Origin of the sequence: Hoeflea sp. Naph1, from assembly GCF_046837775.1 — a bacterium.
Taxonomy (GTDB): Bacteria; Pseudomonadota; Alphaproteobacteria; order Rhizobiales; family Rhizobiaceae; genus Hoeflea.
This window is the reverse complement of sequence record NZ_CP177286.1, coordinates 2295735-2306947: the sequence shown is the minus strand read 5'-3', so window position 1 is coordinate 2306947 and position 11213 is coordinate 2295735. Positions and strand designations below refer to the sequence as shown.

The window sequence follows — 11213 nt, the reverse complement described above, 5'->3', positions numbered from 1 at the left end:
CGCACTCATCGCCCGGTTGCGAGCATCAACAGACGATGATCAGCTGAGCGGTGTCCAGCTGCCATCGGGGTTGCGGCAAGCAGCCCCCTGGCCGGTCACCGGCGCGCCCCTGATGGTGGCCGTGTGGGTGTACTGACGGCAATTCTGCTGGCCGACCTGATAGGGCGTGCCTGCCGTTACCTCACCCGAGGCGCCGCCGACCGGGCTTGCCCAGGCGACCTTCTGGCCCAACGGGGTCTTTTCAAGCGCCTGATACTCGGCTTCCAGCGCCCGCAGTTTTTCCGGCTTCGACAGGCCGTTGACGGCGCTTTGCGGCAGAATACCGTTGTTGAGCGCCCCCAAAATGGTATCGCTGCTGGCAACTGCGGGTCGGGTGATCGATGCAAATGCCAGCGGCTTGGGACTATTGGCGCTGATACAGCCCGCAACCACCGCGGAAAGCGCAGCAATACAGACAAACTTTGCCAGTCTCGTCACTGAATAGGCCATGCCGTCATCATCCTTGTCCTTGCGCGGCATTTCTGCCGATCGTAGCCACGCTTGATCTTCTTGCCGCCTTGCTGTGGCCGCATTGTGACGTCGCCCTTCCACCGCACACGTGGTCAACTACGTCATCTTGCCCCAACGCCCTACCGGAATCGATGGTATTCCGGTCACTTTGGCGTCATGGGCTCAGCCATCAAGTTTCAACCCGGGCAATGTCAGCCGCGCCGACAGCCCGCCCGATGCGGTGCTCGCCAGCGTGAAACTGCCCTTGTATTCGGCGGCAATCTCGTCAACGATCGACAGGCCAAGGCCGGTGCCGGGCTTGGTTTCGTCAAGCCTGCGCCCGCGCTTGACCGCCTCCCTCATTTGCGTCTCGTCGAGCCCCGGACCGTCATCGTCGATATCGATCCGGAACATTGCCGCCTGCCCTTCCGATACCGGCACCGGACGCAGCCGGACGACAACATTGGTGCGGGCAAATTTGGCGGCATTTTCCACCAGATTGCCGAGCGCTTCTTCCAGATCCTGCGTTTCCATGGCGAGCACCGCGTCGGCCGGTTCGATATCGGCGGAAAAACTGATCTCGCGGTTGAGCTTGGCCATCACCCGCACCAGTCGCTCGATCACCGGAGCCGCTTCGGTTCGCGCCAGCACACTGCCGCGCTGGGCGGCGATGCGGGCGCGGTCGAGATAAGTCTGAACCTGCGCCTGCATGGTTTCAGCCTGAGCGCGAACCAGCTTGGCATGCGCCGGCGTCATGTCGCGCGATTCGTTGAGAAGCACGGCAATCGGTGTTTTGAGCGAATGCGCCAGATTTCCGACCTGCATGCGGGCGCGCTCGATCACCCGGTGATTGGCATCGATCAGCGCATTGATCTCGCCCGCCAGCGGCGCGATTTCCCTCGGGAATGAACCGTTGAGCCGGTCCGCCTCGCCTGCCCTGATCCGCCCCAACGCCTGGCGCGCCCCATCAAGCGGCCTGAGGCCGTAGAGGATCGCCACCGCATTGATCAGCAGGCTGCCGATCCCGAACAGGGCCAGCGCCAGATAAAGATTGGTTGAAAACGCGGAGATTTCCGCTTCAAGCACATCACGGTTGGCCGTCACCCGAAACCGTGCAGCGCGGCCCTGGTTATCGAGTTCGACTTCGGTTTCCACCACCTCGAGCTGATTGCCGAAACCGTCAGTGCTCCTGTAGAAGCGCAGATAGCGGTCATCGAAGGGAACCTCGGCAACCGGGGGTGATGGCAGCGTCGCCTCGCCGATCGAGATCGAAGCCAATCGCGGGCTGCTGACGCCGCCCAGCGGTTCGACCAGCCAGACCCAGCCGCTGCCGGGTTGATCAAACACCAGATCTCCCAATTGCGGACGGCCCGAAAGATGGCGTCTGGAATCAATCGTCACGGCATTGATGACGCTGTTGAGATGCGCCCGCAGCAGGTCACCAAAGGCGCGCTCGCTGCCTGAGCGGTACAGTTGGGAAATGACGATGGCGATAACAACCAGGGCAACCGCCACCCAGATCGAGGCAAACAGCAGGACGCGCGCGGTAAGAGATCCACGCTTCATCCGGTCTTGCCCGTACCTGCCCCCTCGGGTGGCGTCATGCGGTAGCCGAGCCCGCGTACCGTCTCGATCAGTTCAACCCCGATCTTCTTGCGCAGACGCCCGACAAACACTTCGATGGTGTTGGAATCACGGTCGAAATCCTGATCGTACATGTGTTCGACCAGTTCGGTGCGCGACACCACCTCGCCCATGTGGTGCATGAGATAGGAGAGCAGCCGGAACTCGTGACTGGTGAGCTTCAGCGTCACCCCATCGACACTCGCCTTGGAGGCCTTGGTGTCGAGCCGTACCGAACCGCAGGCAATTTCGGAACTGGCGTGCCCGGAAGCGCGGCGGATCAAGGCGCGGATCCGCGCCAGCACTTCCTCGACATGAAACGGTTTGGTGACGTAGTCGTCGGCACCCGCATCGATGCCGGCAACCTTGTCGCTCCAGCGATCGCGGGCAGTCAGAATCAGCACCGGCATAATCCGACCGTCGGCGCGCCATTTCTCGAGCACCGTCACACCGTCCATTTCCGGCAAGCCGATATCGAGGATCACCGCGTCATAGGGCTCGGTATCGCCAAGAAAATGGCCTTCCTCGCCGTCATGGGCGCGGTCGACCACATAGGCCTGCTCCTCCAGCGCCTCGGCAAGCTGGCGATTGAGATCCTTGTCATCCTCAACGATTAGAATGCGCACCTGAACTTGCTCCCGCTTTGTTGCCTCTTCGGCCTGCCAGAATTTTCTGGCGGTGGCCTGCATCATGCACCGACTCGCGCATTGTGCCCAAGCCTATCCGCTGCACCGGAAGGCGCGCGGACCGTACGCCTCTGATCTATTGGGGGACCGACACCGTAACTTTCTTGGGACGTTCGGAGCCGTTGCCTGGCACCAGCACGGTGATCACGCAGACCACTTTGCCGCCTTGCGTCTCGGCCGAGGCCGACAGCAATTGCCCGCCGGTCTGGCCCACCACCTGCGCGGCGGCGCCGGAACAATCAGCGGCCACGCGCTCGATGGCGGTTCCGTCAGGAGCGGTGCCGACAGGCGCACCCATATCGGCTGCCAGCGGCGTTGCCATGGCGGCCTGCGCGACAATTAAACCAACACTGAGAATATTCGCGATCATGATCAGCCCTAAAGCGGTTCGTGTTTGTACTTGAGGCGATTGATACAATATCCCGCCTGAACCGCAAATGAATGGATCAGGCGGGCGGTTCATGGATTACACCTTAGCCGATCCTGTGTTTGGCGGAAATCCGGCCAGCCACGGCGATCAGACCGCCGACCGCCGCGCCCAGCGAGGTCAATAATTCGATCAGGGCTTCACGGTCACCGGCGCCGAATTCCATACCGGCAAGCCCGAGCGCCGCTGAGCCGAGCGTTACAATGGCGCCCCACAAGGTTCGTGATTGCCACCAGGGTTTTGTCTCTGACATCACACATATCCTTTCATGTTGTTGAAATTTCAAGGTCGGAGCGTGGCAGTCCGGGCCACGCCCCAAGGCAGGAACTTGCCGGCCTGGGCCACCCGCAGCGTCAATTCGGTCTGCGGCGCGCCGAAATCAGCGAGTTCGTCGGCATCGAAATAGAGCCATTGCGGGTAATCCACCTCGATGCTGCGCAGCACTGCCCCTGCATCAAGCAGTTCCACCCGATAGCGCTCGCTGCCCTCGTCATCGGCAATTTCCGCAGGCGTCCAGTTGTCGGCGCCGATCCTGCCGCGCCGGATCCAGTCAAACAGCACGCCACCGGGCTGACGGCGGGCGCTCAGATGCACCGGCGACAGCGGCATCAACGCGCGCTCACCGCCGGCAAACAGCTGCGGCGTCGCGCCACGGGCGGCAGCACCGGCAGGTTCGGCAATCCAGTTGAGATCGCGGCCCGCTTCCTCGGGCAACAGGCCCAGCGGCCTGACCGCGGTATCGAGCAACACGAAGGTGGCGCCGGCCTCCGCGCCTGCACGCATGGCGTCGTCGGTTCCGGCCTGCCCGCGCAACAGGTTTTCAAGCCGCCAGCGACCGGGCGAGATTTCCTCAGCGACCTCGAATTGAAGCACTTCCCAGATACCTGTGACCGAGCGCACCGCAGCCGCATTGGCGCCGTTGAGAAGCGCCAGCCGGCTCACCGTTGCCAGTCCGCCAAATGCCAGATCGACTTCAATCGCCCCGCTCCGGTTGAGCCTTCCCTCGGCAAGGCCCGGCAGCAACGGCGTTGCCAGTTGCCCGATCCGGGCTGGCGCATCCAGCGTCGTGCGCAGCCGATAGCCCTCTTCTTCCACCGAACTCGACAGCGCCACCCGGCGCCATGGCCGCGACAGGCCGGCTGCCCGCGCCCAAGCCGTTACCTCCGTTCCGGAGAGTACCGGCAGGTCGAGAAAGACAATTTCGGGGGCAAAAAAGGCGTTGGCGTCGTCCGCCGCACGGTCCTGCAAGCTTTCCACCGCCGCCGCAGTCGCTGCCCCTGCATGCGACACCGCCTCGATCCGGCGCAAATCGCCGTCCTCAATACGGGTGACGCGGAACAGACCGCGCGGCGCCGTGTCGGAGAACAAGCGGATCGTATCGCCGGGCTGAAGTGCGATCGCTTGCGGCGGCAGCGCAAACCGCAACCGCCGGCGCTGCATCCGGTGATCGTGCAGCCAGCGATCGGCAGTCATCCGCGCCAATCCCGGATCGATTGCAATGCTCAGCGGCAGGTCACGCTGGCGCAGCGGCTCGCCTTCAAGCCTGCGCGATCGTGCCGAGGCGGGGGCGTGATCGGCCAGCGGATCGACAAACTGCAGAACTGCCTCATTGGCAAATTCGCTGATTTCGCCGCGGATTTCCTCAAAAAGCGGCCCCTCATCGGCTTCGGCGACAACATCAACCCCGCGCGCCGCAGTGCCTATGCGCAAGCGCGAGGAAAACTCCAGCCCCATAGGCCCTTCCCGCACATCGATGGCAAATGCCTCCATCAATGGCTCCAGTGCGGCGCGCGGCGACAGCGGGCTCGACAACACATGCCCGGTGATCATTCCATCCACCCGATCGACATCAAACGCGTCAAAATCGGCCTCAATCAGGAGGGCGGCGATCAGGTCCTTGAGCGCCACCGCCCCGAGCCTGCCATTGAGCCAGTGGCCGGTGCGCCAGTTGTCGCCATCCGACCAGATCTGGCGCGACAACGGAAACGCCGGAAACGGCCGCGCATCCCAACTCCACAGATGGATATGACGGGGATCAACCATGCCATCGGCATTGTCCGGCCCCGCCCAATGCGCCAGATGCGCTTCAAGAAAACTGCGCTGGGAAAGGTCGTCGCGGCCACCATTGGAAAACCACGGCAGGGCTGCTTCCGAGGACTTCGGGTCCGGAAACAGATTGGGTTGCCCCGCGCCCTTGTCGACTGACGGACAGCCAAGTTCGGTGAACCAGAACGGCTTTGATCCGGGAACCCAGGCGCTGGGCGCGGAGGCGTCACTGCCGCCGATGCGGTCGAGATGCTGGTTTTCCCACCAGCCGCGCAGATCCTTGACCCGGTAGAGCCAATGCTTGCCCGCCAATCCGTCGCTGATCGGCAGGCGCTCGCGGGCATTACGTCCGGACTCGTCCTGATAGTACCAGTCAAATCCCTCGCCGCCGGCAATCGCCGCTTCCATGGCGGCAGCATCATTGGCATGGCGGGCGCCATCGGGGTTGCCCACAGTGAGATCGCTGTCGCGCCAGTCGCTCAGCGGCATGTAATTGTCGATGCCGACAGCGCCAATCGCCGGATGCGCCCACAGCGGATCGAGATTGAAGATCACATCGCCGCTGCCATCAGCAGGGCGATAGCCTGTATACTCGCTCCAGTCGGCGGCATAGGTCAGCGTGGTCTCCGGTCCCAGCATCGCCCGGACCTCGGTTGCCAGCCCGATCAGTTGATCGACAAAGGGAAACCCGCCGCTTCCATCCCGCAAACGCGTCAGCCCGATCATTTCGGAGCCGACGATGAACCCGTCAACACCGCCGGCAGCTTCAGCCAGTGCCGCATGGTGCAGCACGAAGCGCCGGTAGCCCTCGTCGCCGCCAAGCCAGCTCACGATACCGCCGGTAATCGCGAAATCGGCGGCACTCGTCTCACCACACATGTTGTCGATATCATCTCGCATCGCCGCCATGCCATCGGGGCTGCCGGGTTCGCCCGGCGCCGGCGCTGCCGTCATCCGTCCGCGCCATGGATAGGCCGGTTGGCCGATACCGCCATGCGGGTCGGGCAGCACGTTGTCCGCTGCAATGTCCATCAGCACGAAGGGATACCCTCCTTGCCAGGTAGCTATCTGCCGTTCACAGTTTGATTCAGGAGCTTGCGGATGTGATTCCGCTTCAGTCTGCAACACGTTGATATCCAACAGCTTCCCGCTTTTCCTCGTCAGTCAGGAAATCGGCGTTGCCAACTCGTTGCCACAGCGCGTCGCGCTCGGCGGAAAGCCCCGGCAGGCGGTCGGCGTCGTAATCAACCCTCTGCCCGGAACCATGAATTGGCTGCAGCCATGCGGTAAATGCGGCGGCCGTGCGGGCCACCAGCGGCAGCACCGTGAGGCGGCAGAAGGCGCGGTTGGCCTCCTGGTAATTGGCGTAGGTGAGATCCCCGGGAATACCCAACAGCATCGGCGGCACACCCAGCGCCAGCGCGATATCGCGCGCTGCGCCATTGCGGGCTTCGATGAAATCCATGTCGCGCGGCGTCAGCCCCATCGCCTTCCAGTCGAGCCCGCCCTCAAGCAGCATTGGCCGTCCGGCGCGACGGGTGCCCTGATAACCATCCTCGAGTTCAGCCTTTAACCGCTGGTACTGCTCGTCGGTCAAATTGCCGCCATCGCGGGGCTGGTAGACCAGCGCCCCCGAGGGCCGGGCCGAATTATCCAATAGCGCCTTGTTCCAGCCCATTGCCGCATTGTGCAGATCGAGCGCCATCATCGCCGCCTCTAGCGGCGCGAATCCCAGATGATCATCAAGCGGATGAAACAGCTTGAGATGCAGCAGCCCCGGTCCCTCCTCCGGCGTTGCCGGAAAGCGCTGGCGCCGACCGCCGGCCTGATGCTCATAGGCCACCGGCCATCCGTCTGGTCCGGCGATCACCCGCATCCGGTCGGGCCTGAGCAATTGCAGCCCGGCAATCCGATCAGTCGTACCCACCGGGTTGATCCAGGCATTGCCGGAGAGAACCAGGTGACCGTAGAGCGTTTCGAAAGAGCCATCGCCGGCGCCGTTCGGGTCGGGACGATTAAGCAGGTCCAGCACCGGGTGGCGCTCCTGTTCGCGGCCACCGTCAAATACCAGCCAGGGCACCGAGGCGGCGGCTTCGGCGATCATCCGTGTGGCGCGGTGGGCGACCGGGTTGCGCATGAAGCCTTCGCGCGCAATCGCCGCGTAGCTGCGGCCGCTCCAGCGCGCACCGGCCTCACCCGAAAGGGCCGCCATCGCGCCGCTGGCCCAGCTTTTCACCGATGACGGCGCCGGTTGCTGTCGCCGCGTCCAGGGAAGCCTCAATCCGAATGCCATGTCCTCACCCTTGTGCTGATTGCGGAAACGAAAAACCCCGCCGAGGCTGCCCGGGCGGGGTCAAAAATCACATCACGATGGTCACTCTGGCGGCGCGGTTTTGAACGCCGGCGTCAGTCTCAGTTCCGGGCGGCGCCCTCGCCGCTCACGAAATCGGCGGCAATGCGCAATTCCCTCAGTGGCCTGACAACCTCGATCGAGTGCTGGTAAAGCGGATCAGCCTTGTAGGCTGAAAGAGCTGCCTCATCGTCAAACTCGGCATAGACAACGAAATCCACCGGCTCGGAAATCGCATCGTGGCCGATATTGCGGCCAACCTCGAAAGTCCGAGCATGCGGTGTTCGCGCCAGCAAGTTGAGACCCTTTTCGACGCGGTCGCGATCCTTGGGGTTCCTCACACTGAAAAACACGATATGGCGGATCATGGGCATCTTCCTGTCAATTCTGGCAATAACTCGGTGATCCACCGATCGGCGCCAATTGGCAACATCATTCGCACAACCGCTCACAAATGCCGCACCTGCGGCGCGCCGTGGCGCGTCAGCATCAGCTCGGTCAGCGCCCACACCAGCGCATCGAGCCGGTCGGGCGAGCGGCCAGACGATAACCCGTCGGGGCCGAAATCGCACATCTGGTCTTCGAGCGCCGCAAAATGCCCGGCATGGGCAACCCGTCCCTGCTCGTAAAGCGCTGCCACCGGTTCGGCGCGCAGATATTTGCCGCGCGTCGCTCGCACGGTCTTGACCGGCAGCGTCGGCTCCACGGTCCTCAGCACACTGGTCACCATGTCGCCACCCTGGTTGATCTCGGCCACCACGCAATCGGCATCAAACCGACGGTAGAGCCGCGCCACGGCCTGCGCCCAGCGGGTGGGGCTCGCCCCCTCGACCGAGCCGTCGGCCAGCACCATTGCCCGGCCATCTTCCGCCAGCCCGGCAGCAACGATGCCGCAACACGAATATTTGGCCGCGCCATTGGCTGGCGGGTCGACGGCAATCACGATACGGCTGAGCGGACCATGCTTGCGCAGCACCAGCGCCTCGATCTGGTCGCGCCGCCACAGCCCGTCCTCGCGGTCGGCGATCAATTCACCGTCAAGCTCCTGCCGGCCCAGCCGGGTGCCGCCATAGCGCGCGCGCATCGCCACCAGAAAGCCGCTGGCGAGGTTGGCCTGATTGTCCTCGGTGCGAATCCGCGTAACCCGCGTGGCCACGTCCTTGACCAGCGTCAGCATCAACGGTGTCGCCCTTGGCGTGGTCGTCACCAGTTGCCGGGGCCGCGCGCCCAGCCGGAGCGCAAACTGTAGCATGTCCCAGGTGTCGCGGGCGTGGCGCCATTTGCCCAGTTCATCGGCCCAGGCGAGATCGAATTGCGGACCGCGCAGGCTTTCGGGGTCTTCCGACGAGAACATTTGCGCCACCGCGCCCGAGGGCCGCAGCAACCGCCGCCGGGTCGCCTCGAAGGCCGGCCGCTCGGCGCGCGCCACCCCCAGAATGCCCGACACGCCGTCAACCATCACCTCGCGCGCATCGGCAAAACTTTCCGCCACCAGCGCGATGCGTCCGTCGCCCGAAAGCCCCGGCATCAGACCCGAAGCCAGCCCATGCACCCATTCGGCGCCTGCGCGGGTTTTTCCTGAACCGCGCCCGCCCATCAAGAGCCAGGTGCGCCAGTCGCCCTCGGGCGGCAATTGCTCGGGCCGGGCCAAGAGCTGCCAATCCACGGCATTGTCCCGCAACGCCCGATCGTCAAATCGCAACACATGCGCCGCGACCAGCGCTTCGGCGTCGACTGCCTCATGCGGATCATTGGCCCCCGGAATATTACCGTCCAGGTCAAGCGCCCCCAGATCAGAGGCACCCAAGTCAGGAGCTTGCGAAATTGAGTCACCAATCCGCTCTATCACGTTGTTATTCCATCCAACCTGGACGTCGTCGGTTTGCCGCTTTGCGCAGGTTAGCTCCGATAGTTCCTGCACACCTGGACGTTCCAACGCGCTGGCGCTTTCGAGCTGCTCCGGTGTTTCGGACGCTTCCGGCACACAGGCTTCCCCGATCCCCAGCAGTGTTGGCGTATCAAGCCGTTCCTGTTCGCTATTGTCTTCCGGCGTCTGCGCCGTGTCGGGCATACCGCCCTTCCCGATCCTGTCCAGGTCTGATTGCGCATCTGGCAATTCCAGCCCACTTGCGCCTTCCGACATTTCGGGCACATCGTCCGGCCCTGCGCTGTGCCGTGCGTTGCATCCATTCAACTTTGCCTGCGTCGTACAGAGCAGCAGGTTGCCAACCGGTCTGGCGCGGTCTGACACGGGGTTCCCCCACACGCCGCCTCGCAACGCTGCCGCCATCGACCGAACCGTCATGCGCCTGCTCCTGCCACCAGTGCATGTCGCGTTCAAATGGACTCATTTGAACGACAACGTACATGCATCATTTCAAAAAATTTCAGCGTCCTTTGCGCTTCCAATTGGATACGCGGCGCTGTAATGCCCGACTACGATTTTCGACTTCGGGGCGCTCACGCCCCAGCCTCCATTGTTCTCGCCGTGAGCCAGACAAACGAAGCAATGTCGTGGCCTGCGGAGGCCAGCACTTTCTTAGCTGCCCGGTAAAAACGAACCATTTCGCCCCGTGGAGCGATGCCAACCAGATGCCGCATCCGGGTCCGATTTCTGCACCAGTTCTACGACTGCCGACATCCCCGTTGCTGCGTCGCAACCGGCCATCAGCCACTGCAAACGTCGTCACCCCCATTGGCATTAGAAATGTCGTGCTCTATCGGCTTATCCCCAGCGCTATCCGAAATGCTCTGCTCTGCAGGCTCGTCCGTGTCAGAGTCAATCTCGCTCTCCCCGACCCCACCCTCCTGGGTGCCGGTCTGCATCCCGTCCCGCTTACCTGCCTGCTCAGCCGCCATCCGCGCGGCGGCGGCGAGGATCAGTTGCCTTACGGTCTGCCTGAGTTGCTCGCGCTCCTCGCCCGACAGGGTCGTGCCGGCGGCGCGCGCTTCATCCTCGGCAATCAGCCGTTCCAACTGATCGATTTTTTCGAGCGTCCGGGCGATCAGCGCCACCTGGTCCACCGCCGCCTTGCCCTCGAGCCCGTCGTCGCCAAGCCGAGCCGCCTCGCGGTCGAGCACGGCGCGCATCCTCCTGAGCATCGCCCGGGTACTCCGCGACGACAGCCCGGCGCCCCTGCCCGCCACCTCCGCACTGTCTTCAACAGCGTCAAGTCCAGCCGAACCAGGCGCACCCAACGGCTCCCCCTGCTTGATCTCGAACGGCTCGAGCGCCAGCACCAGATCAATCAACCGATCGATCAGCACCGCCTCGCCCGCCGCCATTGGCTTGGCACCTGACAGCCGGCTCGGCCCGACACCCGCAAAGCTCTCGATCATGGCAAACCTCTCAAATTCCCTGCAATCCTGGCCTGATGCATGCCGCGTTCATATGGATTCAGTTAACTGATAACGTCGATGCACACTTTCACGGAGTTACGGCGTCCTTTGCCCATCCGATCGGATGCGCGGCGCTGTAAACCAGCCAACAAAAAAGCGCCCCGGACGAACCAGAGGCGCTTGACGCACATATCAATCTTGTCACTCGACGCCCACCAAACCCGGCGGACCCAACCGCCGTTCCCGGCGCAAA

At 63.5% G+C, this 11213-nt stretch carries 9 protein-coding genes and 1 pseudogene; all 10 read right to left on the bottom strand.

Features of this window, described 5'->3' with window-relative positions; all coding sequences use genetic code 11:
* Positions 1-39 precede the first annotated feature (39 nt).
* Positions 40-519 carry a hypothetical protein gene (locus ACK6D9_RS10940; RefSeq protein WP_322988304.1) on the bottom strand — a complete coding sequence of 160 codons (480 nt, stop codon included), beginning with the start codon at positions 517-519 and terminating at the stop codon, positions 40-42.
* A 153-nt stretch (positions 520-672) separates the two neighbouring features.
* Positions 673-2055 (bottom strand): sensor histidine kinase, encoded by a 1383-nt coding sequence (locus ACK6D9_RS10935; RefSeq protein WP_412051682.1) that lies wholly within the window; start codon positions 2053-2055, stop codon positions 673-675.
* Positions 2052-2738, bottom strand: a complete 687-nt coding sequence (locus ACK6D9_RS10930; protein WP_267652026.1) for a response regulator transcription factor — start codon at positions 2736-2738, stop codon at positions 2052-2054. The genes ACK6D9_RS10935 and ACK6D9_RS10930 overlap by 4 nt, the downstream gene beginning before the upstream one ends.
* Before the next feature lie 136 nt (positions 2739-2874).
* Positions 2875-3120, bottom strand: a complete 246-nt coding sequence (locus tag ACK6D9_RS10925) for a hypothetical protein (protein WP_412051789.1) — start codon at positions 3118-3120, stop codon at positions 2875-2877.
* 151 nt (positions 3121-3271) lie between these two features.
* Positions 3272-3478: a hypothetical protein gene (locus ACK6D9_RS10920; protein ID WP_267652025.1), complete on the bottom strand. Its 207-nt coding sequence runs from the start codon at positions 3476-3478 to the stop codon at positions 3272-3274.
* A gap of 29 nt (positions 3479-3507) precedes the next feature.
* Positions 3508-6318: pseudogene (locus ACK6D9_RS10915) on the bottom strand (glycoside hydrolase/phage tail family protein); the annotation flags it as partial.
* A gap of 67 nt (positions 6319-6385) precedes the next feature.
* Positions 6386-7564, bottom strand: a complete 1179-nt coding sequence (locus tag ACK6D9_RS10910) for a phage portal protein (RefSeq protein WP_412051681.1) — start codon at positions 7562-7564, stop codon at positions 6386-6388.
* A 119-nt stretch (positions 7565-7683) separates the two neighbouring features.
* The gene (locus ACK6D9_RS10905; protein WP_412051680.1) at positions 7684-7989 is read right to left on the bottom strand and encodes a Dabb family protein; all 306 of its coding nucleotides are present in this window, start codon (positions 7987-7989) and stop codon (positions 7684-7686) included.
* Positions 7990-8069: 80 nt separating this feature from the next.
* A complete protein-coding gene (locus ACK6D9_RS10900; protein WP_412051788.1) occupies positions 8070-9341 on the bottom strand; it encodes a DNA-packaging protein in 1272 nt (423 codons plus the stop codon).
* A gap of 947 nt (positions 9342-10288) precedes the next feature.
* A complete protein-coding gene (locus ACK6D9_RS10895; protein ID WP_412051679.1) occupies positions 10289-10960 on the bottom strand; it encodes a hypothetical protein in 672 nt (223 codons plus the stop codon).
* Between the last annotated feature and the right edge of the window lie 253 nt (positions 10961-11213).

What these genes read in the sequence shown, in the direction of transcription:
- ACK6D9_RS10925 (WP_412051789.1), bottom strand. Translation starts at nt 3,120, where the DNA reads ATGGCAACGCCGCTGGCAGCCGATATGGGTGCGCCTGTCGGCACCGCT.
- ACK6D9_RS10920 (WP_267652025.1), bottom strand. Translation starts at nt 3,478, where the DNA reads ATGTCAGAGACAAAACCCTGGTGGCAATCACGAACCTTGTGGGGCGCC.
- ACK6D9_RS10935 (WP_412051682.1), bottom strand. Translation starts at nt 2,055, where the DNA reads ATGAAGCGTGGATCTCTTACCGCGCGCGTCCTGCTGTTTGCCTCGATC.
- ACK6D9_RS10910 (WP_412051681.1), bottom strand. Translation starts at nt 7,564, where the DNA reads ATGGCATTCGGATTGAGGCTTCCCTGGACGCGGCGACAGCAACCGGCG.
- ACK6D9_RS10895 (WP_412051679.1), bottom strand. Translation starts at nt 10,960, where the DNA reads ATGATCGAGAGCTTTGCGGGTGTCGGGCCGAGCCGGCTGTCAGGTGCC.
- ACK6D9_RS10905 (WP_412051680.1), bottom strand. Translation starts at nt 7,989, where the DNA reads ATGATCCGCCATATCGTGTTTTTCAGTGTGAGGAACCCCAAGGATCGC.
- ACK6D9_RS10940 (WP_322988304.1), bottom strand. Translation starts at nt 519, where the DNA reads ATGCCGCGCAAGGACAAGGATGATGACGGCATGGCCTATTCAGTGACG.